This window comes from Stenotrophomonas sp. STEN022 (assembly GCF_056760155.1).
Window position 1 is genome coordinate 1 of sequence record NZ_JBRREG010000200.1, and the last position, 499, is coordinate 499.

The 499-nt window shown below is 57.7% G+C and carries 1 protein-coding gene; it reads left to right on the forward strand.

The window, feature by feature from the left end:
* Positions 1–288 precede the first annotated feature (288 nt).
* Positions 289–499, forward strand: a 211-nt coding sequence (locus ACVOMF_RS20905) for a hypothetical protein (protein WP_481510979.1), incomplete at its 3' end; no start/stop codon positions are given.

Consider the following 499-nt stretch of genomic DNA (forward strand, 5'->3'; position numbering starts at 1 on the left):
GTCTTGCTTGTGCAACCCAACGCGAGCCGATCATGCCACAGCTCGCGGGATGGAGCTTGCCCGGGAAACCTTGCCGAGCGTTGCCGCCGAAGTGCGATGAAATGATTGCGGCAGAGCAGTGAGGCGTAAGACGAAGTAGCGGGCTTTGCGCTGCCAGGAGCAGTTGGCGCTGCTGCCTGGAGCTGGCCGGTGACTTGCCGATGTTGCTGCCGAAACGAGAAGGGCCAGCCAACCCAGCACACCGCCGCCTAACTCTGGAATTAAGCCGACCCGCGAAGCGGGTTCGGCTTGAATGAACTGTTAGGTGCGTACTTGCAATTAGCGAAGTTGGGTTTTGCAAGCACAGCACACCTCAGGATTGAACACCGGAACATCCGGCTCTGGGAAAGAGTCACAACTTGGGCAGCGATAAGCTCTGATGCCAAGATAGCCGCATGCCAAAGCTACGGCGAAGAGGCTGAAGGACAGAAAGGGCGAAAGGGAATTGAGGGAGCACAAT